Source organism: Janthinobacterium agaricidamnosum, from assembly GCF_003667705.1.
Taxonomy (GTDB): Bacteria; Pseudomonadota; Gammaproteobacteria; order Burkholderiales; family Burkholderiaceae_D; genus Janthinobacterium.
On the sequence record NZ_CP033019.1, the window covers coordinates 4,126,438 to 4,148,341 of the forward strand.

Genomic DNA, 21,904 nt, shown 5'->3' on the forward strand with positions numbered 1-21,904 from the left:
GGCTTGACACCCGGCCTCATGAAAAAATTTTAACATCAGGAGAACCATCATGCCTCAGCATACTCTGCTGCAAACCTCGCGCCCGCTGCTCGCGGCGCTGGTGCTGCTGGCCGCCGGCGCGGCCCATGCCGCCGACATCCGCGTGGTCAGCTCGGGCGGCTTCGCCCAGGCCTACAAAAACCTGGCGCCCGCCTACGAACGCGCCAGCGGCGACCAGTTGCTGTCCGAATGGGGACCGTCGATGGGCACCATCAGGAATGCGATCCCGGCGCGGCTGGCGCGCGGCGAGCCGATCGCCGTCGTCATCATGGTCGGCGACGCGCTCGACAAACTGATGCAGGAAGGCCGCCTCGTCCCCGGCAGCAAGGTGGTCCTGGCCAATTCGCCGATTGCCTGCGCCGTGCGCCACGGCGCGGCAAAGCCCGACATCAGCACCTCCGAGGGCTTGCGCAGCGCTTTCCTGCAGGCGCACAAGGTGGCCTATTCGGACAGCGCCAGCGGCGAATACATCGAGAAGCAACTGATGAAGACACTGCACATCGCGGAGCAGATGCAGGGCAAGGCCGCCAAAATTCCCGCCACCCCCGTCGGCGAAATCATCGCGCATGGCGAGGCCGATTTCGGCTGCCAGCAGCGCAGCGAGCTGCTGCCGGTCCAAGGCATCGACATCGTCGGCCTGCTGCCGCCGGAAGTGCAGCTGATGACGCAGTTTTCGGCGGCGCTGGTCCCGGGCGGCAAGGAACCGGAAGCCGGCCGCGCCTTGCTGCGCTTCCTCGCCGCCCCTGCCAACGCCGGCGCGATCGAAGCGACCGGGCTGCAGCCGGCATCGGCACCAGCGACAGCAACGCACTAGGCGACGTCACTCATCTTTCATCGAGGTAAATCATGGCCATTCCATCGACCGCCGCGCCCCTCGCCGAGCCGACAGCGCCGCGCACACAGGCACGCCCTCCCTCGCGCATCGCCACCGTCATCCGGGTGACGAGCGGGAACTTCATCGAAATGTACGATTTTTTCCTGTTCGGCTTTTACGCGACGTATATTGCCAAGGCCTTCTTCCCCGCCACCAGCGAATACGCGGCCCTGATGATGACCTTCGCCACCTTCGGCGCGGGGTTTTTCATGCGGCCGCTGGGCGCCATCATCCTCGGCAGCTATATCGACCGCATCGGCCGGCGCAAGGGACTGGTGCTGACCCTGGCCATCATGGCTTCCGGCACGGCGCTGATCGCCTTCGTGCCCGGCTATGCGACCATCGGCTTGCTGGCGCCGTTCCTCGTGCTGATCGGGCGCTTGCTGCAAGGTTTCTCCGCCGGCGTGGAGCTGGGCGGCGTGTCGGTCTACCTGTCCGAGATGGCGACACCCGGCAACAAGGGCTATTACGTCAGCTGGCAATCGGCCAGCCAGCAAGTCGCCATCATCTTTTCCGCGGCGCTCGGCTACTATCTCAACGCAACCTTGAGCAAGGAATTCATCGCGGACTGGGGCTGGCGCATCCCGTTCTTCATCGGATGCTCCATCATCCCCGTGGTGTTCTACATCCGCCGTTCGCTGCAGGAGACCGAGGCCTATCTGACGCGCAAGTCGCATCCGACGTTCCGGCAAATGCTCAAGACCATCAGCCTCAACTGGCCGCTGGTCGTCAGCGGCGCGATGCTGATCGTGCTGACGACAGTGGCGTTCTATCTGATCACCGTCTACACGCCGACCTTCGGCAAGAGCGTGCTCAAACTGAGCACCGAAGACAGCCTGCTCGTCACCTTGTGCATCGGCCTGTCGAACTTCCTCTGGCTGCCCGTCATGGGCGCGCTGTCCGACCGCATCGGGCGCTGGCCCATCATGGCCGCGTGCGCGGCGCTGACGATGCTGACCGCGTACCCGTCCCTGTCCTGGCTGGTCGCCCATCCCAGTTTCGAGCACATGCTGATGGTCGAGCTGTGGCTGTCCTTCCTGTACGGCAGCTACAACGGCGCCACCATCGTCGCGCTGACGGAAATCATCCCGGCCAGCGTGCGGACCACGGGCTTTTCGCTGGCCTACAGCCTGGCCACCGCGCTGTTCGGCGGCCTGACGCCGCTGGTGTCGACCCTGCTGATCGAGAGCACCGGCGACAAGGCGGCGCCAGGCTACTGGATGGCGGGCGCCGGCGCCATCAGCCTGCTGGCAACGTGGCTGATCTATCGAGGCATCGTCAAGGAGCGCCATCCCGTTCCAGCCTGAACCAGTACGGCCTGGCCAGACGGCGCATTACGGCCAGGCTGGCCGGCGCATGTGGAACAGGCTGGCCGGTCCGATCTCGAAATAATCGGCCGGGCCGCCGCCGCGCAAGATCGGCGCGGCGGCGGCCGTGTCGTACACGCCGTCGACCAGCAGATGGTGCGCGATGTGCACGCCCACCACCTCCCCCAGCACCAGCCAGCTGCCCACGCCTTGCCCGTTCACACCCTGCAGCTCGATGATCTGCGTGCGCCGGCATTCGAAGGACACGGGGCTTTCGGCCACGCGCGGCACGTCCACGATGCGCGAGGCGGCCGGCGTCAGGCCGGCCAGCGCGAATTCGTCGACTTCGGGCGGCGCCGGCGCGCAACTGGCGTTCATGGCCTCGGCCAGCGGACGGGTCGCCAGGTTCCACACAAACTCGCCCGTCTGTTCGATATTGCGCAAGGTATCCTTGCGGCCGATGCTGGAAAAGCCGATCAGCGGCGGATGGTAATTGAAGGCGTTGAAAAAGCTGTACGGCGCCAGATTGAGCACGCCCGCACTGCTGCGCGAGGCGATCCAGCCGATCGGACGCGGCCCCACGATGGCGTTAAAGGGATCGTGCGGCAGGCCGTGGCCCTGCGCAGGTTCATAAAAATGGATGGGGTCAAGCACGCGGATTCCTGAAGTCAAAGGAAGTCAACGGCGCCCGGGATGGAACGCCTGGAACGACAGCTTACTGGAATTGCCGCCACCGCGTTGCCAGCCCGCCGGCGCGCCGGGTGCGCTCGCGCACGCAGCGCGACAATTGTATGGCGCACGGCCCTTGGCCTCGCTTATGATGGGGCAACTCAACCCTTATCATTGCGCTATCGCCCATGCCTACCCTCACGCTGCACCAGAAAGTGTTCCTGCTCCTCTTGAGCATCGTCACCATCGGCTTCGGCTGGATATTGGCGCCGTATGCGGGCGCCATCTTCTGGGGCGTCATCCTGGCGATCCTGTTCGCGCCCGTGTACCGCTGGCTGCTGGCCAAAACCCGGGGCCGCGCCGGCCTGGCGTCGCTGCTGACCTTGCTGTTGATCATCGTCATCGTGATCCTGCCGCTGTCGCTCATTTCCGTGTCGCTCGTGAACCAGGCGGCCAGCGTGGTGGAGATGGTGCGTTCGGGCGAAATCACGGTCGCCATGTTCTTCAATAAAATCATGGCCGTGCTGCCGCAGTGGCTGATCAACCTGCTCGAGCGCTTCAACCTGACCAGCCTGGCGAGCCTGCAGGACAAGCTGGCCGAGGGCGCCACGCAGGTAAGCCAGGTGGTGGCCGTCAAAGCCATCAATGTGGGCCTGTACACCTTCGAATTCCTCACCAGCCTGTGCATCATGCTGTACCTGCTGTTTTTCCTCATGCGCGATGGCTCGACCCTGTCGGCCCGCATCAAGAACGCCGTGCCGCTGAGCCGCAAGTACAAGCAGCGCCTGTTCACCAATTTCACCACGGTGATCCGCGCCACGGTGAAAGGCAACATCCTCGTGGCGATCGCCCAGGGTGCCCTCGGCGGCCTGGCGTTCTGGTTCCTCGACGTGCCGGCGCCCCTGCTGTGGGCCGTGCTGATGGCCTTCCTGTCGCTGCTGCCGGCCGTCGGCGCCGCCCTCGTGTGGGCGCCCGTGGCAGCCTATTTCCTGGCCACGGGCGCCATCTGGCAAGGCGCCGGCCTGGCCGCCTTCGGCGTCTTCGTCATCGGCCTCGTCGACAACGTGCTGCGCCCTATCCTGGTGGGCAAGGACACGAAGATGCCCGACTACGTGGTGCTGCTGTCGACCGTGGGCGGCATGGCCCTGTTCGGCCTGAACGGCTTTGTCATCGGCCCCGTGGTGGCGGCCCTGTTCATCGCCTCGTGGGACCTGTTCGTCTCGGCCAGCGAATTCCAGGCTGAGGATTAAAGCCTGGCACTGGGGGAGCGGGCAATGCCACGGCGCCGACATCAGCATGGCCCGGACCGCTTGCATTGATCCGGTGATTGCACTATCGTTGCTGCACGCGCGTGTTGCCAACCTTGCACAGGAGATCCCACCGTGTCGCTGATCCTCTACGGCCATCCCTTTTCCTCGTACACGCAAAAGGTGCTCATCGCCCTGTACGAAAACGCCATACCGTTCGATTTCCGCCGCCTGGCGCCGGACATGCCGCAGCACCTGCAGCAGTGGCTGGCGCGCTGGCCGCTGCGCAAGTTTCCGCTGCTGGTGGATGGGGAGCGCAACGTCGCCGAGACCAGCATCATCATCGAATACCTGCAGCTGGCCCATCCCGGCCCGCTGCGCCTGCTGCCGGACGACGCCATGCAGGCCCTGGACGTGCGCTTTCTCGACCGCTATTTCGACCTGCACGTCATGACGCCCGTGCAGCATGCCGTCGGCGCCGCCCTGACGGGCGACCCGGCGAAGACCGAGGAAGGCCGCGTGTTTGCCGGCAACAAGCTGGACCTCGCCTACGCCTGGCTGGAAACCCGCCTGGCCGGCAAGACGTGGGCGACGGGCGAAGACTTTACCTTGGCCGACTGCGCCGCCGCTCCGTCGCTGTTCTATGCGGACTGGACGCAGCCGATTCCCGCCACGCTGCCCCTGCTGCGCGCCTATCGCGCCCGCTTGCTGGCCCGTCCATCGTTCGCCCGCGCGGTGGAAGAGGCACGTCCGTACCGCCACCTCTTCCCCCTGGGTGCGCCGCAGCGCGACTGACCTTGTTCAGTAAACCTGTTCAGGCAAACACGGGCCGGAAAAAACTGCGCTCGTAGCTGACGATGCAGCGCGTCTCCTCGGCATAGCGGAAGGCGGCCTGGCATTCGGCGTCCTGCATCGAATCGCTGCGGTACTGCTCGTACAAGGCCAGGCTGGGAAACGAGAACATGGCCAGGGCCACGTTGCTCGCGCCTTCCGATGGCAAAAAGTAGCCGTGGTGCTGGCCGCCGAAGCGTTCGACCAGCGGTATCCACAGCTTGCCGTAGGCTTCGAATTCCCGCAATTTATACGGGTCGATGATGTAGCGCAAATAACAGGTGATCATGCGGTTTCCTTGTGTATGTTCAACTCCATCAGCATGCCGGATTCCCAGGAGCCGATGGCGGACAATGGCGAGCCAGGCAAAAAGTCCAGCGCGCAGGGATACGTAAATTCTTCCTGCTCCAGGACGCAGAGCCCGGGCCAGCCATACAACAGCAGCTTGCCCTTGCCGATGCGTCCCAGCGCGCTGCCGTCGGGCAGCCAGCGCAAGGCGTCGCCCGTGCCGCCGCCCGCCTCCACCGGCACCGTGGCCAGCCGGCGGCCATCGGCCAGCGCATATACCGACAGGAACTCCTCTCCACCCGCGTGATGCAGCGCGGCCAGGGACGCTCCGTCGGGCGATGGCGCGCACGACTTCAGTCCTGGCAGCGACAGCACCTTGCGCCCGCCGCCCGCCCGCAGGGGCCAGTCCCATACGCTGCAGTAGTCGGGCGGCTGCACCTGCCCCTCGTCCACCGATTTGACGCCGTGCAGGACCAGCAAGCGCCGCCCGCCATCGATGGCGTGCATGGCGCGCAGCATCTCGCCCGGATGCGCCTGCGTGAAGAGCAGCTCGCCCGTCTGCGCGTCGCGCAGCCGCAGGCTGCCATCCCAGCCCCCATCGGCAAGATACTGCCCGCACGGCGACCACGCGGGGCCGCAGCCTTCGCCATCCTTCCTGTTCTGGAAATTGAGCAGCAGTTGTCCCGTCTGGGCATCCACCACGGCCAGCAGGCCCGTCGTGCTCTTGATGGCCAGCCGGCCCCCATCGGGCGAAAAGGCAAAGCCCGACATGTGCGCGATGAATTTGCCGCGCCACAGTTTCTGGCGTGCCGCCACGTCCCACAGGACCAGGTCGCGCCCCAGCACCGCCAGGCGCGTGCCGTCGGGCGAGAACCGCACGCCGTAGCTGCAGCCCAGCTTCAGCGGCTTGCGCGCTGCCGTCATGGGCGCGCCAGGCGGTAGACGACGCTGTCGATATCGTAATGACGTTCCATGCCCACATATTGCATGCCCAGGCGCGTCATGACCTTGATCGAGGCGGCGTTGTCGGGATGGGCCACGGCCACCACTTCCGGCGCGCCGACGACGTCGAACGCATGCGCGACGATGGCGGCCGCCGCCTCGCTGGCATAGCCCTGCCCCCAGCCCGTGCGCGCCAGGCGCCAGCCGATTTCATGCGGTTTGCTTTTGTCGCCATCGAGATGCTGCAGGCAGGCCATGCCCACCATCTCGCCGTCATCGAGGCGGATCAGCGCCCACCACGAGTAGCCCCACTCGGCCCAGCGGCCCGTGATGCGCGTGATGGCCGCGCGCGTATTTTCTTCCGTCTCGGGCTGGCCCGCGTTCAGGTAGGTCATCACCTCGGGATCGGTGTTGAGCGTGCGCATGCGCTCGTAGTGGCTCTCGTTGATCGGTTCCAGGCGCAGCCGCGCCGTCGTCAGTATGGTCATCGCATTTCCTTGGACGAAAAAAAAGACGATACACGATCGTCTTTTTTTTGCAAGCGCGCACGCAATTACTTGCCTGCTTCGCCCTTCTTGATCCACGCCGCCAGCTGGTGCGGACGCAGGCCGTCGTAGTCTTCGAACGGCTGATGGATCCACGGATTATGCGGCAGTTCGTCGAGGAAGTAGTCGGGACGCACGACGGAGCAGCCCTTGAGCCAGATCACGGCCGATTTGACTTCGGTCACGTCAGGGAAGTTTTCCTTCAGGTGACGCGTGACCTTGTCCAGCGTGACGCCGGAATCGGCCAGGTCGTCGACCAGCAGGATGCGGCCGGCCAGCGGGCCCTTGGTCATGGTCATGTACTTGGCGATATCGAGGTCGCCGCGCACCGTGCCCGCGTCTTCGCGGTAGGAGCTGGTCGACAGGATGGCCAGCGGCAAATCAAAAATGCGCGAGAACACGTCGCCAGGACGCACGCCGCCGCGCGCCAGGCACAATACCTGGTCGAATTTCCAGCCCGATTCATAGACCTTGAGCGCCAGGCGCTCGATCAGGCGGTGGTACTCTTCCCAGTTGACCCAGAGATGTTGATCGTTCGATTGTGGGGTAGTCATGATAGTGAAATCTTATTATTAGCGTGATTAAAAAAATCCGCCTTGCGGCGGATTGTGTCCAGCAGCTTACTCGAATGGGTGGCGCAGCACGATCGTTTCTTCACGATCCGGACCGGTCGAAACCATGTCCACCGGTACGCCGACCAGTTCTTCGATGCGCTTGATGTAGGCGCGCGCCGTGGCAGGCAGGGCCGCCAGCGATTTCGCGCCGACCGTGCTTTCCGTCCAACCCGGCATCTCTTCGTACACGGGCACGCAACGGGCGGCTTCTTCAGCGCCCGATGGGAAGATGTCCGTGGCCACGCCGTCGATGGTGTAGCCGGTGCACAGTTTCAGCGTTTCGATACCGTCCAGCACATCCAGCTTGGTCAGGCACATGCCCGTCACGCCGTTGATCTGCACGGAGCGGCGCAGCAAGGCGGCGTCGAACCAGCCGCAGCGGCGGGCACGGCCCGTCACGGTGCCGAATTCATGGCCGACTTGCGCCAGATGGTGGCCAACGCCCGCATCCGTTGGCAGTTCCGACGGGAACGGGCCGGAACCGACGCGCGTCGTGTAAGCCTTGGTGATGCCCATGATGTAGTGCAGCATGCCAGGACCGACGCCCGAACCGGCGGCGGCATTGCCGGCCACGCAGTTCGACGAGGTGACGAACGGATAGGTGCCGTGGTCGACGTCGAGCAGGGAACCCTGCGCGCCTTCGAACAGCAGATTCGCACCGGCCTTGTGCGCCTTGTACAGCGCGCTCGACACGTCGGTGACCATCGGACGCAGACGCGGCACATAGGCCAGCGCGTCGTCGAGGGTCTTCTGATAGTCGACTTTCGGCGCCTTCAGGTAGTTTTCCAGCACGAAGTTGTGGTAATCGAGGTTTTCGGCCAGCTTTTCGGCAAAGCGCTTCTCGTTGAGCAGGTCGGCGATACGGATCGCGCGGCGCGCCACTTTGTCTTCGTAGGCCGGGCCGATGCCCTTGCCGGTGGTGCCGATCTTCGCATCGCCACGCTTGGCTTCACGCGCCAGGTCGATCGCGGTGTGGTAAGGCAGGATCACGGGCGCCGCGTCCGACACTTTCAGGCGCGAGGCAACTTCGACGCCGACCGCTTCGAGCTTGTCGATTTCGCGCAGCACGTCCGGCACGGAAACGACCACGCCGTTACCGATGTAGCAGGCGACGCCTGGACGCATGATGCCCGACGGGATCAGCTGCAGTGCGGTTTTGACGCCGCCGATGACCAGCGTGTGGCCTGCATTGTGGCCGCCCTGGAAGCGCACCACGCCTTGGGCGTGATCGGTCAACCAATCGACGATCTTGCCTTTACCTTCATCGCCCCATTGGGTGCCGATGACAACAACGTTCTTTGCCATAATTTTCTTTGACATCACTCAACCTAAGTTTTTAAGAATCCAGCTACTACCATTATCGGCAAGTACCAGCACGCGATCGCACTCGAACTCGTCTTGTTCATTACTGTGACCCGGCATACTCTGGATCACGACCTCGCCCGCCTTGCGCAACTCGGCGATTTTTTCCTTCAATTCTGGCGCGCTGCCCCACGGCGCGCGGATCGAATGCTTCCGTTCCGCGGTCGGCAACAGGCGCGCCAGTTCGCGCAAATCGAGCGAGAAGCCGGTCGCGGGACGTGCCCGGCCGAACGCTTCGCCGACGTGGTCATAACGGCCGCCGCGCGCAACCGCGTTCGGCAAGCCTGGTACATACAGCGCAAACATCGCGCCGCTTTCATATTGGTAGCCGCGCAGGTCGGCCAGGTCGATCGCCACTTCGGCGCGGCCCAGCGCGGATCCTGCCAACGCGGCCAGTTCGGCCAGCGCCTTGAGCACGCCCGGCAGCGGCGGCAGCACTTCGCGCGCACGCGCCAGCACGTCGATGTCGCCGTACAGGTTCGGCAAGGCCAGCAGCGCATCGCGCGTGACGGCATCGTAGGATGCGGTCACGGCACGCAGGCCCGGCGCATCTTTCGCGCGCAGCAAGGCGTACAGCGCAGCTTCGTCGCGCCCGGCGGCGGCGTCTTGCGCAATGATAGCGCGCAACAGGCCGACGTGCGACAGATCCAGGCGCACGCTGTCGAAACCGGCCAGTGCCAGCGAAGCGAGCGCCAGTTCCTGGATCTCGGCATCCGCTTCCAGGCCGGCGTGGCCATAGATTTCGGCGCCGATCTGCAGCGGTTCGCGGGTGGCGTGCAGGCCCGACGGACGGGTATGCAGCACGCTGCCGGCGTAGCACAGGCGGGTGACGGTGGCACGGTTGAGCAGGTGGGCGTCGATACGCGCCACTTGCGTCGTCATGTCGGCGCGCAGGCCGAGCATGCGGCCCGACAGCTGGTCGACCAGTTTGAACGTGCGCAGGTCGGTATCCTTGCCAGCGCCGGTCATCAGCGATTCCAGATACTCGAGCAGCGGCGGCATCACCAGTTCATATCCGTACAGACGGAAATTATCCAGCATGAGGCGGCGCAGCTCTTCGATCTTGCGCGCTTCCGACGGCAGAACATCGGCAATATTTTCGGGCAAAAGCCAATTCGGCATGAGGGAGCGAGATACGGAAGAAAGTTGAAAAAATGCATCATGCGAGGCAGCGGCGGGCGCGCCAGGCAAGAGGCCGAACCTGATATTTTACGCGAAAACACGGGCCTTTAGGGATAAGTTGTCCGAAACGCTGCCGCACGGCCCTAAAAACACCGCATTTTACGCCTTCCCGCAACAACTAGACGGGCACAAAAAAACGGGGCCGGCATCAATGCCGGCCCCGCTGCTGCCGCCCCCGTCCTTGCGGCCGGGTGCAGTGCGATGCTGTCTTACTTCTTGGACGGAGCGGCCGTGCCGTTACCCTTGAAGTACTTGAAGAATTCCGAACTCGGATCGACCACCATCACGTCGCCCTTGTCCTTGAACGTGGCGCGGTAAGCTTCCAGGCTGCGGTAAAACTTGTAGAACTCCGGATTCTTGCCAAACGCTTCCGCATACACCTGCGACGCCTTGGCATCGCCCTCGCCGCGGATCTTCTCGGCTTCGCGATACGCTTCGGCCAGGATCACCGTGCGCTGCTTGTCGGCGTCGGCGCGGATCTTCTCGGAGTCGGCCGAACCGGTCGAACGCAGTTCATTGGCCACGCGCACGCGCTCGGACTTCATGCGCTCGTACACGGAGTTGTTGATCTGCTCGACGTAATCGACGCGCTTCAGGCGCACGTCGACGATGCCTACGCCGATAGCCTCGGCCTCGGCCGCCACCTTGGCCTTGATCGCCTGCATCACCTTGCCACGCTCGCCCGAGATCACTTCGCGCACCGTGCGCTTGGTGATTTCATCGTTCAGCGCCGCCTTGACGATTTGCGACATGCGGTTGCGCGCACGGCTTTCATCGCCGCCGAAGCTGCGGAAATAGGTCTTCGGATTGACGATGCGCCACTTCACATACGCGTCGACGAGGATATTCTTCTTCTCGGCCGTGATGAAGCGTTCCGGTTCCGGCGTATCGAGCGTCAGGATACGCTTGTCCAGGTAGATGACGTTCTGGAACGGCGGCGGCAGCTTGAAGTACAAGCCTGGCTTGCTGATCTCGTCCTTGACTTCACCGAGGGCGAAGACGATGGCGTATTTACGCTGATCGACGACGAACACGGTCGAGGAAAGGAGCATGATCGCGATGAAGCCCGCGATCAGGGCGGCAACGATACGGTTCATTAGCGGCTCTCCCGTTCACGCGAAGAGCGGCTGTCACGGCGCTGATTGACTTCTACTGTCGGCATGGCTTCCTGTGGCAAAACGGTGTTGGCTGCGGGTGTCGCGGCAGCACGGGCGGCGGCAGCGGCAGCATCGGTGGCAGCCGTCTGGGCGATCAACTTGTCGAGCGGCAGATACAGCAGATTGCTGCCCGTCTTGGCGTCAACCATGACCTTGCTGGCACTGCTGAACACTTGCTGCATCGTTTCCAGGTACATGCGGTCGCGCGTGACAGCCGGCGCCTTCTGGTACTCGACCAGCACCTGCTTGAAGCGCGACGCGTTACCTTCGGAGTTCTCGGTCACCATGGCCCGGTAGGCCTCTGCTTCCTGCACCAGGCGGAATGCTGCGCCGCGGGCTTTCGGAATGACGTCATTGGCGTAGGCCTGGCCTTCATTCTTCTGGCGTTCACGGTCCTGGCCTGCCTTGACGGCATCGTCGAAGGCGGCTTGCACCTGCTCCGGCGGCTGCACGGCCTGCATCGTCACGTTGTTAATCAACACGCCAGCCTTGTAATCTTCAAGAATCTGCTGCATCAATTTCTGCGTATCAAAAGCCACTTTTTCGCGGCCTTCATACAGCACGAAGTCCATCTTGCTGCGGCCGACCACTTCGCGGATCGCCGTCTCGGCGACCTGGCGCAAGGTGTCTTCCTGGTCGCGCAGGCTGAACAGCCATTCCACGGGATCTTTCAAGGTGTACTGCACCGCGAACTGGATGTCGATGATGTTTTCATCATCCGTCAGCATCAGCGACTCGCTGGCCTGCTTGTTGCGCAGCGAGGTGCGATAACCCACTTCCACCGTGCGCACCTGCGACACGTTGACGGTTTCATCGGTCTGGAACGGATACGGCCAGCGCCAGTTGAGACCGGCGGGCGCCGTGCGCGTGTATTGGCCAAACGTCAGCACCACGCCGCTCTGGCCCTCTTGCACGATGAAGGCGCCGCTGGCGAGCCAGATGAAGACGGCGATCACGCCAACGACGCCGGCGGTGATGCCGGCCCCCTTCATGTCGGGGCGCGGGCCATTGCCGCCACCGTTGTTATTGCCGCCGTTGTCGGGACGGTTCTTCTGTCCGAAAAAGGCGTTCAGGCGCTGATTGAAATCGCGCCACAACTGATCGAGGTCCGGCGGACCTTCGCCGGGCTTTTTGCCTTCTTGGGCTTTCTTGCCGTCGTCCTTGCGATTGCCCCAGCGGGGATCGTTCAGGGACAACTTCAAGCCTGTTTTTTTGAGTAGGGAGACAAGCATAACTATCGTGTTCCGACTTGGGAGTGGGTGGAAATCCTATCGTCCTCGCCAGGCTCTTCGTCCTGGTCCGGGGCGGCGCCATCGTGCTGGTCGTACTGACCGTCAAACTGATCTTCCTGCGGTGCTTCGTCGTTCTGATACAGGTGGGCAGAACGGGGCGCCTTCCTGGCCATCTCGACGATCGCATCGCGCAGCAGGTCGAGCCCGCTGCCCTTCTGCGCACTGACGAACACGCGACTGATCGTAGCATATTCGTCGCGTTCCACCGAAGGCTCCAGCCCGGCCGCATCGATCTTGTTCCACACGAGGATTTGCGGAATATGATCGGCGCCGATCTCTTTCAAGACCAGGTTGACCTGCTCGATCTGCTCCATGCGCACCGGCGACGCGGCGTCGACGACGTGCAGCAGCAGATCGGCATGAATGGTTTCTTCGAGCGTGGCGCGAAAGGCAGCCACCAGCTGGTGCGGCAATTCGCGTACGAAGCCGACCGTGTCGGAGATCACCACGTTGCCCACTTCCTGGCCCAGGTAAACCCGGCGCGAGGTGGTGTCGAGGGTGGCGAACAACTGGTCGGCGACATACACGCCGGCCTTGGTCACGGCATTGAACAGGGTCGACTTGCCGGCATTGGTATAGCCGACGAGGGACACCGAGAATGTGTGATTGCGGCCGCGCGCGCGGCGCTGCGTTTCGCGCTGCTTGTGCAGTTTTTCCAGGCGCGCGCGCAGGGCCTTGACACGGTCGCCGATCAGCCGGCGGTCGGTCTCGAGCTGCGTCTCGCCGGGACCGCGCAAGCCGATACCGCCCTTTTGCCGTTCCAGGTGGGTCCAGCCGCGGATCAGGCGCGTGGCCAGATGCTGCAGCTGGGCCAGCTCGACTTGCAGCTTGCCCTCGTGGCTCTTGGCGCGCTGCGCGAAGATGTCGAGGATCAGGCTGGTGCGGTCGAGCACGCGCACATTCAGGCGCTTTTCCAGATTGCGCTGCTGGGCGGGCGAGAGGGCGTGATTGAAGATGACGATTTCCAGGCCATCGTTGACGACGACGTCGCCAATTTCATCGGCCTTGCCGCTGCCGACGAAATACGCGGAATCGGGACTGGAACGCTTGGCCGTGATGGTGGAAATCGGGTCCGCGCCAGCCGAACGCGACAACAGCATGAGTTCCTCCATGCTGGCGGCGAAGTCGCTGTGACCGAAGTCAACCCCGACTAGTGCCGCGCGCATGATGGCATCTGATGAGTTGCGGCGAACGCCGACGCCGATGCAAACGCATCAGCGCCGCTGGCGCGGACGGGGGCGATGGAGGGTGAAAGGCGCTGGGCCGTCAAGCTCAACGCTTTACTCCGCTTCAGATTCAATATTGAGATTGACGGCACGGGCCGGCACCACTGTCGAGATGGCATGCTTGTACACCATCTGTGTCACCGTATTGCGCAGCAATACGACATATTGATCGAACGATTCGATATGGCCCTGCAATTTAATGCCATTGACCAGGTAGATCGAGACAGGAACATGCTCTTTGCGTAATGCATTGAGGAATGGGTCTTGTAACAGTTGCCCTTTGTTGCTCATAACAGCTCCGTTGTTTATGTTGTTGTGTAAGAATTGGAGGCGACTCGCTTGATTTCAAGTGCTCTCACACCTTTCAAAGAAAGAAAGATGCGTCATAGCTACTGTAACCTGTTTTCGCGATCGCTGTCGCGCATGGCGCATTAACACTTTATTATTTCCGTGCAAATAACCATTGAATTGGCTGTCGGCGCCGCATTATCTCCGCGGCGCCTTAATATGCACTTAATCCAGCTGTTAACTCATTACTTGCTTGGCGTGCGTGCAAACGGGTTTTTACCCGTACGCAATTCGATGCGCAGCGGCGTGCCGACCAGGGCAAACGTATCGCGGAAATGTTTTTCCAGATAACGCTTGTAGGGATCGCCAACGGCGTCGAGCGCATTGCCGTGAATAACGATCACAGGCGGGTTCATGCCGCCCTGGTGGGCATAGCGCAGCTTCGGACGGATCGAACCCTTGCGGCGCGGTTCCTGCTTCTCCACGGCTTCGATCAGGGCGCGCGTCAGCTTCGGCGTCGACAGGTCGCACATGGCGGCCGCATACGCGGCGTTGAGCGACTTCATCAATGGACCGATGTTGGTGCCCTTCAGCGCCGAAATGAAATGCATCTGCGCGAACGACAGGAAATCGAGCTTGCGGTCGATATCGATCTTGATTTCATCGCGCTGGTGCGATTGCAAGCCATCCCATTTATTCACGGCCACGACCAGTGCGCGGCCCGATTCCAGGATAAAACCGGCGATATGCGCGTCCTGCTCCGAAATATCCTGCTGCGCGTCGAGCATCAGCACGACCACGTTGGCTTCGGAAATCGACTGCAGCGTTTTCACCACCGAGAATTTCTCGATCGCTTCAAACACCTTGCCGCGGCGGCGGATACCGGCCGTGTCGATCAGGGTGTATTGCTGGCCATCGCGCTCGAACGGGATTTCGATCGAATCGCGCGTCGTGCCCGGCATGTCGAAGGCGATCACGCGCTCTTCGCCCAGCAGGGTGTTGATCAAGGTCGACTTGCCCACGTTCGGACGGCCGACAAGGGCGATCTTGATGCCGCGGTCGGTCTTTTCCAGCTCTTCAGGCTCATCCGGACGCTGCGCGAACGCCAGGTCCAGCATCACTTCGACGAGGTCGTTGACGCCGTCACCGTGCGCCGACGAGATCGCATACGGATCGCCCATGCCCAATTCATAGAATTCGGACACGACGGCCGTGTAGCGCATGCCTTCGCTTTTGTTAACCACCAGCAAGACCGGGCGGCCGCTCTTGCGCAGGAAGTCGACGATGGTCTTGTCATGCGGGGTCAGGCCCTGACGGCCGTCCACGATGAACACCACCACGTCGGCCTCGGCCACGGCCTGCTTGGTCTGCAGTGCCATCTGGTGCATGATGCCTTCCTTGGCGACGGGTTCGAAACCACCCGTATCGATGACGAGGAAGGGACGTTCGCCGACACGGCCTTCGCCATAGTGACGATCGCGCGTCAACCCAGGCAAATCCGCCACCAGCGCATCGCGCGAGCGGGTCAGACGATTGAATAAAGTCGATTTCCCAACATTGGGTCGACCTACTAGTGCAATTACCGGCTTCATTGTATTACTCGACCGCGAGAGCGGTCACTGTCCCTGATTGGGTTTGAAAAATCAAATTCGAACCGGCAACGACGGGAGCCGAAACAATCGGGCTACCGTCGGTGCTGACACGACCTATTAATGCGCCATCTTCCCGTGACAGGAAGTGGATATAACCTTGATAGTCGCCGACGGCGACGCTGCGGCCGTAGGAGGCCGGCGTCGACAGGCGGCGGCGCGCCAGCGCCTCATTCTTCCAGGCGCTCTGGCCGGCTTCGCGGCTGAACGCCACCACGGCACCCTGGTCATCGGCAACAAACACGAAACGCTGGTCGACGGCGACGCCCACATCGGACGAAATCGGCTTGGTCCAGCGCGGCACACCCGTGGCGGCGTCGAAGCAGCCCGCCTTGCCCTGATACGTGACGGCGCACACTTCGCCTTCGAACACCACCGGCGTGCCGGCGATGTCGGAGACGCGCTCCAGTTCGGTGGCGCCGCGCGGTTCGCTGACGACGATCTCCCAGCGTACCACACCGGTCGCTGCCGTCAGTGCCAGCAGCTTGCCGCCCGGCTGGGCCACGTAGATGTTCGCGCCGCCCAGCACCATGCCCGGCGCATTGCGCAAGGTCAATGCCGGCGTGGCGCGCTGCACCGTCCATTTGCGTTCGCCCGTCTTGGCGTCGAAGCCGACGATGCGGTTGTCCACGCTGCGCACCACGACCACGCCCTGCCCCACGACGGGCGCCGTCAATACTTCGCTGGACGCCTGCGCCTTCCACAGCTGCTTGCCATCGGCGTCAAACGCCAGCACGGCGCCCTTGGCGGCGCCGACGGCGACGACGGCACCATCGCTGCCGGCACCCGAGGTGATGTCGCTGCCGGCCTTGATGCGCCACGTTTCACGGCCGCTGGCCGCATCCAGGCGCGCCAGCGCGCCATCGGCGCTGACCACGTACAGGCTGCTGCCGGCCAGCGCAGGCGTCAACGCGTACACGCCGGCCTTGCCGATCGAATACTTCCAGGCGTCGCGCACGGCAATGCTCGATTTTAACTCGACCAGCTTGGCCGGCTCGACTTTCGGATCTTTCGAGGCGAACGGGTTCCAGGACGAGCAACCGGCCATCAGGGCCAACAGACTTGCAGCTACCAGCTTTTCAGTGACACGCATAAGTGTTATCCAACCTTTTTCTTGTACTTGTAAGGGCAAGGCAGGCGGCGCACAACGCCGCGCGGCCGCACCACCATCAGTGTTCCTGTCAGGCGGCGGCCTTGTCAGCCTTGGCCTTGTCTTCCGGTACCGTGCCGCCGATCGCTTCCAGTTTGACCTGGATCAGTTGACGGCCTGGATTGTTCCTGTCCGTCGCGGCTATCGCGGCCAGGTAGGCCGTGCGGGCATCGGCCAGCTTGTTTTGCGCCACCAGGATGTCGCCCTTGCGGTCGGCCACGGCACCGGCAAATTGCGCCACGGTGGCCGTCGCCAGCACCTTCAGCGCTTCATCGTAGGCTTTTTCGTCCAGCAGGACGCCGGCCAGACGCAACTTGGCGATGGCCTTGTACTCTTCCGTACCGTGCTCGGCCACCCATTGCAGCTGGGTCTTGGCCGTTTTCAGGTCGTTCGCGTCGAACGCCACCTTGGCCGCGGCCAGGGCGCTCATCTGTGCATATGCCGTACCGCTGAAACGCGATTGCATGTCGCTGGTCGCGCGCATCACCTTGGCCGTGTCCTTGGCGGCGATGGCGTTCTGCAGTTCGTCGTACAGCTGGCCCGCTTGCGCGGCCTGCGTGCGCTGGTAGTACTGCCAGCCAGCCCAGCCGCTGTAGCCGGCCAGCGCCACGATCAGGACCCAGGAGGTCAGATTGCCATTGCGCTGCCACCAGGCCTTGAGGGTTGCCAGTTGTTCTTGTTCTTCGTGATCGTATGCCATGGGTCGTCAGTTTGAATGAGTAGTTGATCGAGGGTAGTACGGTCTTGCTGCAAATTAATGGTGGTGATGCACGTGGCCGCCAGGACCGTGGTCGTGGCCGCAATCGTGGTCGCCGATGATCTGGTCCACCACGTAATCGACGACATCGTCGAACGGCACCGTGCTCTGCTGCGCGCCCGCATCGGCTTCGCGCATGGCTTTCACCGTCGCGACGTTGTTGGCGATTTCATCGTCGCCCAGGATCACGGCAAACGCCGCGCCGCTGGCATCGGCCTTTTTCATTTGCGTCTTGAAGCTGCCGCCGCCGTTGCTCGCTGCGCAATGTAGCACAACGTCCAGGCCCGCATCGCGAATCCGCTCGGCCAGCACGAACGCTTGCAAGCCGGCCTGCTCGCCCTGGTGCACCAGGTAGACGTCGCACTGGGCCGGCGCTTCCGGCTCGGCCGCATCCTTCATCAGCAGCACCAGGCGTTCGACGCCCATGCCGAAACCGACGGCGGGCGTCGATTTGCCGCCGAACATTTCCACCATGCCGTCATAGCGGCCGCCGGCGCAGACCGTGCCTTGCGCGCCCAGCTTGTCGCTGACCCACTCGAACACCGTGCGGTTGTAGTAATCGAGGCCGCGCACCAGGCGTGGATTGATGGTGAACGGGATATTGTTGTGGTTCAAGATCTTCTGCACGCCGTGGAAGTGGGCCAGCGATTCCTCGCCCAGGTAATCGAGCAGCTTCGGCGCGCCATTGACCAGGTCCTGCATGGCAGGGTTCTTGGTGTCGAGGATGCGCAGCGGATTGCTGTGCAGGCGGCGCTTGGCTTCTTCGTCGAGCAGCTCGCTGTGGCTTTCCAGGTAGGCGATCAGGTCGGCGCGGTGGCGCAGGCGCTCGGCCGCGTCGCCGATCGAGTTCAGTTCCAGGCGGATGCCTTCCAGGCCCAGGTCATCCCACAGACGGCGCGACAGCATGATGATCTCGGCGTCGATGTCCGGGCCCGTGAAACCGATGGCTTCCACGCCGAACTGGTGGAACTGGCGGTAGCGGCCTTTCTGCGGGCGTTCGTGACGGAACATCTGGCCCTTGTACCACAGGCGTTTCGGGCCTTCATAGACGAGGTTGTGCTCGACCACGGCGCGCACCACGCCGGCCGTGCCTTCCGGGCGCAAGGTCAGGTTATCGCCGTTCATCGAATCGGTGAACGAATACATTTCCTTTTCCACGATATCGGTCACGGCGCCGATGGCGCGCGCGAACAATTTCGTCTCTTCCACGATCGGCGTGCGGATTTGCTGGAAACCGTAGCTTTGCAGAACGGACTGGGCCGTATTTTCAAACAATTCCCACAGCGGGGCGTCGGCGGGCAGGATATCGTTCATGCCTTTGACGGCGGTGATTTTATCGAGCTTTTTATTTTCGGACATAGTGTTCTTCTTTGCTTTAACTTGATTGCCGGATTACGCGCGTAGCGCTAATCCGACCTACGCTGCTGCGCCGTAATGGCTTTTAACATAATTGAGGACGATGTCCTGGAATTCCTCGACGATGCGTTCGCCGCGCAGGGTGACGACTTTTTCGCCGTCGACAAACACGGGGGCGGCTGGCGACTCGCCCGTGCCGGGCAGGCTGATGCCGATGTTCGCATGCTTCGATTCGCCGGGACCGTTGACGATGCAGCCCATGACGGCCACGTTCATCGCTTCCACGCCCGGATACGATTTCTTCCACTCCGGCATCTGCTCGCGCAGATACGTCTGGATGTTGTCGGCCAGTTCCTGGAAGGTGGTCGACGTCGTGCGCCCGCAGCCGGGACAGGCGATCACCATGGGCGCGAACTTGCGCAAGCCCATGGTTTGCAAAATTTCCTGGCCGACGATCACTTCGCGCGTGCGGTCGCCGCCCGGTTCCGGCGTGAGCGAAATGCGGATGGTGTCGCCGATCCCCTCTTGCAGCAGCACGGCCAGGGCCGCCGTCGAAGCGACGATGCCCTTGCTGCCCATGCCCGCTTCCGTCAGGCCCAGGTGCAGCGGATAGTCGCAGCGCTGCGCCAGTTCGCGGTACACGGCGATCAGATCTTGCACACCAGAAACTTTGCACGACAGGATGATCTTGTCGCGGCCCAGACCCAGCTCTTCGGCGCGCACGGCGTTTTCAATCGCCGACGTCACCAGCGCCTCGTACATCACGGCTTGCGCCGGCCATGGATCGGCACGGCCCGCATTTTCATCCATGATGCGCGCCAGCAAGGCCTGGTCCAGGCTGCCCCAGTTCACGCCGATGCGCACCGGCTTGTCATACTTGCAAGCCACCTCGATCATTTGCGCAAATTGCGTGTCGCGCTTGGCGCCCTTGCCCACGTTGCCCGGATTGATGCGGTACTTCGACAGCGCGCGCGCGCAATCGGGGTAGTCGTTGAGCAGGGTATGGCCGTTGTAGTGAAAATCGCCCACCAGCGGCACGTCGATGTCCATCTTGTCGAGCTGCTCGCGGATGTAGGGCACGGCCGCAGCCGCTTCCGGACGGTCCACCGTCAGGCGCACCAGTTCCGAACCGGCACGCGCCAGTTCCTTGATCTGGATCGCCGTGCCGATGGCATCGGCCGTATCCGTGTTCGTCATCGACTGCACCACCACGGGGGCGTCGCCGCCCACCCAGATCTGGCGCTGGCCGTGCGCGATCAGCACCTTGCGGCTGTCGCGGCGGCCGGATGGGCCGGAGCCGATCGCTGTTTTCGAGGTAGCCATAATATTATCTTCTGAGTTTGCTTGAACGATTACTGCAATTATTTGATGCTGACACGCGAGATCGTGCCGCCGGCCACGGTCGGCAGATCCAGCTTGGCGCCGCGCAAGGTTGCCTGCACGACACCCGGCTTGCCCACCACCAAAGTGGCCGGTCCCGTGATATCGAACGTTTCCGTGCTGCCCGCCTTGACCATGCGCGAAATCAGCGGAGAAGCGCCGGGACGGCGGATCTCGACCCAGGAATCCTGCTCCACCTTCAGCACCAGCGCATTCGCGCCCACGGCAGCGGCAGCAGCGGGCGGCGTGACGGCAGCCGTCGCCGCTGTCGCCGGAGCTGGCACGGCGGCTGGCGGCACGGCGGCGGCCGGCGCCGAAGCGGCGGCAGCGGCAGGTGCGCCCGTCTGCGTATCGTTGCCTGGCGGCGGCGGCACGGAAATCAGGGGCACGGACGGCGACTGCACGGGCGTCAAGTCCTGGCCCGGCTTGATCAGGGTCGTTTCCACCGGGCCTACTTCCGCATGCGCGGTTTCCTTCTCGGCGTGCGAGGACAGCAGGCTGGCCGGCACATAGCCGAGTTTATAGGCGCCAAAGGCGGCCGCCACGACGACGGCCACGGCGCCGGCGATCCAGATTGGCGTCTGGTTCGACGAGCGCTGCGTCATCGACGGGAAACGCGATTCCGAGAACGTGGCGGAAATCTCGCGCCGCACGGGCGCGGCCGGGTCTTGCGCCGGCGCCGGATGGACTTCGATCATGGCCACCAGCGGCGCCGCGTCGAGACGCACCACCTTGGCGTAGGCGCGCACGAAACCGCGCACCACGGCCACGTTCGGCAAGGCCGCCATGTCGCCTTCTTCCAGCGCGATCACCTGGCGCGGCGCCAGCTTGAGCTGGTCGGCCACCTGCTCCACGGGCCAGCCCAGCGCTTCGCGCTGCGCCTTCAACTGTGCGCCTGCCAACGCAAGATTGCCCTGGGGCTGCTGCTGAGGCGTTTCTGCCCACTCTGAATTCATTGGTATCCCTGTCTCACTCATCAAACGCCCCATTTTGATAAGCAGCATATTCGGGGGAGCCGGAATGGTGGTTGCGCAAATGCGCCCCCAGGCCAGCTTCCGCACCCGCATCCCCGAGCTTATGCTGCACCTTGATCCCGAGCCACAGCACATCGGCCGTCTGGCTCTCCATTGTCGCTACTTTACCGAGCCGCTCAAGGTAATGAGCCGCTTGCCGGTAGTCTTGCTGTTGGTAATACACGCGCACCAGGCCGGCATACGTGATTGCCGCGCCAGGTGCGATGCGCTCCGCCTTGAGCCAGTAGTCAGCGGCACGCGGGTAATCTTTCATGACCAGGCTGCACGCCGCCGCATTATGCAGCGCCAGTTCAGGCGTGCCATAGGCGGCATCTTGCAATGCGGCATCGAAATACGCCAGCGACTGCGCCGCGCGCCCGGTCTGGCACAGAAACTGGCCATAATTATTGCTCAACTCGGGATTGTGGGGCGCGAGGCGCAATGCGTAAAGAAAATCTTTTTCAGCAGCCCCAGGTTGATGCATGGCAGCAAAAATCAGGGCGCGCATGCCGCGCACCTGGACGTTGTCCGGCACCAGCTGCACCGCCTGCTCTGCTTCGGCCAACGCCACCACAAACTGATCCTGCATATAATAGGCGCTGGCCAGCTGCAAGCGCAAGGCGGCGCGCTGCTCGACAGATGCAGCTTGCTCCTTGTCTGCGGTGGAAGCACAGCCGACCAGCAGCACAGCCAGGCAAACAGCGGCCACAGCAAGCGAGCGTTGGTAAGCCATGCC

Annotated in this window: 22 protein-coding genes; 4 read left to right on the plus strand and 18 right to left on the minus strand. The window is 63.1% G+C overall.

All coding sequences use genetic code 11. From position 1 onward, the window contains the following. Window positions 1-49: 49 nt before the first annotated feature. Window positions 50-853, plus strand: coding sequence for a substrate-binding domain-containing protein (locus tag D9M09_RS18705; RefSeq protein ID WP_121670107.1), 804 nt, complete (start codon window positions 50-52; stop codon window positions 851-853). 32 nt (window positions 854-885) lie between these two features. Further along, window positions 886-2,220, plus strand: a complete 1,335-nt coding sequence (locus D9M09_RS18710) for an MFS transporter (RefSeq protein WP_121670108.1) — start codon at window positions 886-888, stop codon at window positions 2,218-2,220. 27 nt (window positions 2,221-2,247) lie between these two features. Here D9M09_RS18710 and D9M09_RS18715 read toward each other — a convergent pair whose 3' ends face one another. Then, complete coding sequence (locus D9M09_RS18715; RefSeq protein WP_121670109.1) at window positions 2,248-2,874, minus strand: flavin reductase family protein; 627 nt, start codon at window positions 2,872-2,874, stop codon at window positions 2,248-2,250. Between the two features lie 203 nt (window positions 2,875-3,077). Between D9M09_RS18715 and D9M09_RS18720 the strand changes: the two genes are divergently transcribed. Beyond that, window positions 3,078-4,139 (plus strand): AI-2E family transporter, encoded by a 1,062-nt coding sequence (locus D9M09_RS18720; RefSeq protein WP_070292228.1) that lies wholly within the window; start codon window positions 3,078-3,080, stop codon window positions 4,137-4,139. Between the two features lie 132 nt (window positions 4,140-4,271). Next, entirely contained in the window at window positions 4,272-4,931 is a 660-nt protein-coding gene (locus D9M09_RS18725) for a glutathione S-transferase family protein (protein WP_121670110.1), read from the plus strand. A gap of 19 nt (window positions 4,932-4,950) precedes the next feature. Here the strand turns inward: D9M09_RS18725 and D9M09_RS18730 are convergent, their stop codons facing one another. From D9M09_RS18730 to pilW, 17 genes are all read right to left on the minus strand, one after another. After that, a complete protein-coding gene (locus D9M09_RS18730; RefSeq protein WP_034752016.1) occupies window positions 4,951-5,256 on the minus strand; it encodes an NIPSNAP family protein in 306 nt (101 codons plus the stop codon). Then, entirely contained in the window at window positions 5,253-6,179 is a 927-nt protein-coding gene (locus tag D9M09_RS18735) for a WD40 repeat domain-containing protein (RefSeq protein ID WP_121670111.1), read from the minus strand. Before D9M09_RS18735 ends, D9M09_RS18730 begins: the two co-directional genes overlap by 4 nt. Next, complete coding sequence (locus D9M09_RS18740) at window positions 6,176-6,685, minus strand: GNAT family N-acetyltransferase (RefSeq protein WP_121670112.1); 510 nt, start codon at window positions 6,683-6,685, stop codon at window positions 6,176-6,178. The genes D9M09_RS18735 and D9M09_RS18740 overlap by 4 nt, the downstream gene beginning before the upstream one ends. Window positions 6,686-6,750: 65 nt before the next feature. Next, window positions 6,751-7,296, minus strand: a complete 546-nt coding sequence (locus tag D9M09_RS18745) for a phosphoribosyltransferase (protein ID WP_034752020.1) — start codon at window positions 7,294-7,296, stop codon at window positions 6,751-6,753. Between the two features lie 66 nt (window positions 7,297-7,362). Then, window positions 7,363-8,676 carry an adenylosuccinate synthase gene (locus D9M09_RS18750; RefSeq protein WP_034752021.1) on the minus strand — a complete coding sequence of 438 codons (1,314 nt, stop codon included), beginning with the start codon at window positions 8,674-8,676 and terminating at the stop codon, window positions 7,363-7,365. 3 nt (window positions 8,677-8,679) lie between these two features. After that, on the minus strand, window positions 8,680-9,840 hold the full coding sequence (locus D9M09_RS18755) for an ATP phosphoribosyltransferase regulatory subunit (protein WP_121670113.1): 1,161 nt from the start codon (window positions 9,838-9,840) through the stop codon (window positions 8,680-8,682). A gap of 269 nt (window positions 9,841-10,109) precedes the next feature. Next, window positions 10,110-10,997 carry a protease modulator HflC gene (hflC, locus tag D9M09_RS18760; protein ID WP_070221917.1) on the minus strand — a complete coding sequence of 296 codons (888 nt, stop codon included), beginning with the start codon at window positions 10,995-10,997 and terminating at the stop codon, window positions 10,110-10,112. Continuing rightward, window positions 10,997-12,289 carry an FtsH protease activity modulator HflK gene (hflK, locus tag D9M09_RS18765; RefSeq protein ID WP_121670114.1) on the minus strand — a complete coding sequence of 431 codons (1,293 nt, stop codon included), beginning with the start codon at window positions 12,287-12,289 and terminating at the stop codon, window positions 10,997-10,999. The genes hflC and hflK overlap by 1 nt, the downstream gene beginning before the upstream one ends. 2 nt (window positions 12,290-12,291) lie before the next feature. Then, complete coding sequence (gene hflX, locus D9M09_RS18770; protein ID WP_046685708.1) at window positions 12,292-13,515, minus strand: GTPase HflX; 1,224 nt, start codon at window positions 13,513-13,515, stop codon at window positions 12,292-12,294. A 114-nt stretch (window positions 13,516-13,629) separates the two neighbouring features. Then, window positions 13,630-13,866 (minus strand): RNA chaperone Hfq, encoded by a 237-nt coding sequence (gene hfq, locus D9M09_RS18775; protein WP_008450615.1) that lies wholly within the window; start codon window positions 13,864-13,866, stop codon window positions 13,630-13,632. Between the two features lie 242 nt (window positions 13,867-14,108). Then, the gene (gene der / locus D9M09_RS18780) at window positions 14,109-15,455 is read right to left on the minus strand and encodes a ribosome biogenesis GTPase Der (protein ID WP_070221915.1); all 1,347 of its coding nucleotides are present in this window, start codon (window positions 15,453-15,455) and stop codon (window positions 14,109-14,111) included. Window positions 15,456-15,459: 4 nt separating this feature from the next. Then, window positions 15,460-16,605 carry an outer membrane protein assembly factor BamB gene (gene bamB / locus D9M09_RS18785; RefSeq protein WP_070221914.1) on the minus strand — a complete coding sequence of 382 codons (1,146 nt, stop codon included), beginning with the start codon at window positions 16,603-16,605 and terminating at the stop codon, window positions 15,460-15,462. A gap of 88 nt (window positions 16,606-16,693) precedes the next feature. Further along, on the minus strand, window positions 16,694-17,362 hold the full coding sequence (locus D9M09_RS18790; RefSeq protein WP_121670115.1) for a YfgM family protein: 669 nt from the start codon (window positions 17,360-17,362) through the stop codon (window positions 16,694-16,696). Window positions 17,363-17,416: 54 nt separating this feature from the next. Further along, the gene (gene hisS / locus D9M09_RS18795) at window positions 17,417-18,778 is read right to left on the minus strand and encodes a histidine--tRNA ligase (RefSeq protein ID WP_070221912.1); all 1,362 of its coding nucleotides are present in this window, start codon (window positions 18,776-18,778) and stop codon (window positions 17,417-17,419) included. A gap of 57 nt (window positions 18,779-18,835) precedes the next feature. Beyond that, the gene (gene ispG, locus D9M09_RS18800; protein ID WP_121670116.1) at window positions 18,836-20,098 is read right to left on the minus strand and encodes a flavodoxin-dependent (E)-4-hydroxy-3-methylbut-2-enyl-diphosphate synthase; all 1,263 of its coding nucleotides are present in this window, start codon (window positions 20,096-20,098) and stop codon (window positions 18,836-18,838) included. Between the two features lie 38 nt (window positions 20,099-20,136). Beyond that, window positions 20,137-21,057 carry a helix-turn-helix domain-containing protein gene (locus D9M09_RS18805; RefSeq protein WP_346428558.1) on the minus strand — a complete coding sequence of 307 codons (921 nt, stop codon included), beginning with the start codon at window positions 21,055-21,057 and terminating at the stop codon, window positions 20,137-20,139. Window positions 21,058-21,124: 67 nt separating this feature from the next. Next, a complete protein-coding gene (pilW, locus tag D9M09_RS18810; RefSeq protein WP_121670118.1) occupies window positions 21,125-21,901 on the minus strand; it encodes a type IV pilus biogenesis/stability protein PilW in 777 nt (258 codons plus the stop codon). Window positions 21,902-21,904: the final 3 nt, after the last annotated feature.

Bases quoted from the DNA above. Each gene is read 5' to 3' on its own strand.
- D9M09_RS18705 (WP_121670107.1), top strand. From the start codon at position 50: ATGCCTCAGCATACTCTGCTGCAAACCTCGCGCCCGCTGCTCGCGGCG.
- D9M09_RS18710 (WP_121670108.1), top strand. From the start codon at position 886: ATGGCCATTCCATCGACCGCCGCGCCCCTCGCCGAGCCGACAGCGCCG.
- D9M09_RS18720 (WP_070292228.1), top strand. From the start codon at position 3,078: ATGCCTACCCTCACGCTGCACCAGAAAGTGTTCCTGCTCCTCTTGAGC.
- D9M09_RS18730 (WP_034752016.1), bottom strand. From the start codon at position 5,256: ATGATCACCTGTTATTTGCGCTACATCATCGACCCGTATAAATTGCGG.
- D9M09_RS18735 (WP_121670111.1), bottom strand. From the start codon at position 6,179: ATGACGGCAGCGCGCAAGCCGCTGAAGCTGGGCTGCAGCTACGGCGTG.
- D9M09_RS18740 (WP_121670112.1), bottom strand. From the start codon at position 6,685: ATGACCATACTGACGACGGCGCGGCTGCGCCTGGAACCGATCAACGAG.
- D9M09_RS18745 (WP_034752020.1), bottom strand. From the start codon at position 7,296: ATGACTACCCCACAATCGAACGATCAACATCTCTGGGTCAACTGGGAA.
- D9M09_RS18750 (WP_034752021.1), bottom strand. From the start codon at position 8,676: ATGTCAAAGAAAATTATGGCAAAGAACGTTGTTGTCATCGGCACCCAA.
- D9M09_RS18755 (WP_121670113.1), bottom strand. From the start codon at position 9,840: ATGCCGAATTGGCTTTTGCCCGAAAATATTGCCGATGTTCTGCCGTCG.
- hflC (WP_070221917.1), bottom strand. From the start codon at position 10,997: ATGAACCGTATCGTTGCCGCCCTGATCGCGGGCTTCATCGCGATCATG.
- hflK (WP_121670114.1), bottom strand. From the start codon at position 12,289: ATGCTTGTCTCCCTACTCAAAAAAACAGGCTTGAAGTTGTCCCTGAAC.
- hflX (WP_046685708.1), bottom strand. From the start codon at position 13,515: ATGCGCGCGGCACTAGTCGGGGTTGACTTCGGTCACAGCGACTTCGCC.
- hfq (WP_008450615.1), bottom strand. From the start codon at position 13,866: ATGAGCAACAAAGGGCAACTGTTACAAGACCCATTCCTCAATGCATTA.
- der (WP_070221915.1), bottom strand. From the start codon at position 15,455: ATGAAGCCGGTAATTGCACTAGTAGGTCGACCCAATGTTGGGAAATCG.
- bamB (WP_070221914.1), bottom strand. From the start codon at position 16,605: ATGCGTGTCACTGAAAAGCTGGTAGCTGCAAGTCTGTTGGCCCTGATG.
- D9M09_RS18790 (WP_121670115.1), bottom strand. From the start codon at position 17,362: ATGGCATACGATCACGAAGAACAAGAACAACTGGCAACCCTCAAGGCC.
- hisS (WP_070221912.1), bottom strand. From the start codon at position 18,778: ATGTCCGAAAATAAAAAGCTCGATAAAATCACCGCCGTCAAAGGCATG.
- ispG (WP_121670116.1), bottom strand. From the start codon at position 20,098: ATGGCTACCTCGAAAACAGCGATCGGCTCCGGCCCATCCGGCCGCCGC.
- pilW (WP_121670118.1), bottom strand. From the start codon at position 21,901: ATGGCTTACCAACGCTCGCTTGCTGTGGCCGCTGTTTGCCTGGCTGTG.